This window comes from Corynebacterium sp. HMSC065D07 (assembly GCF_001810695.1).
Lineage (GTDB): Bacteria > Actinomycetota > Actinomycetes > Mycobacteriales > Mycobacteriaceae > Corynebacterium > Corynebacterium hesseae.
In genome coordinates, this window is the sequence record NZ_KV802455.1 from 1 (window position 1) to 324 (window position 324).

At 49.4% G+C, this 324-nt stretch carries 1 protein-coding gene; it reads right to left on the reverse strand.

Annotated features, from left to right (window positions below):
- The coding region (locus tag HMPREF2760_RS07995) for an IS3 family transposase (protein WP_168164091.1) at positions 1–238 on the reverse strand (238 nt) is incomplete at its 3' end.
- Between the last annotated feature and the right edge of the window lie 86 nt (positions 239–324).

Consider the following 324-nt stretch of genomic DNA (forward strand, 5'->3'; position numbering starts at 1 on the left):
TAAAGCCTTTCAGCCCCATGGATTTCATGATGCGTGCGACCTTCTTGTGATTTATCGGAGGAAAGTCCGTATCGTCGTTAAGGCTTGCAGCGATGCGTTTAGCACCATAAAGCCCGTGCTCATCATCGAAGATGGTCTTGATTCTCGCCCCAAGAAGAGCATCGGAACACGTCTTTAACCTGCGTTTTTCGCGGGTGTTGACCCATTTGTAGAACGAGGAGCGATTGAGCTTTAACACGTGGCACATCCGCTTGACCGAGTACTCGGTTCGATGGTCATAGACAAACTGGAAGCGGATTACCAGCGTGTCTCTTCGGCAAAATA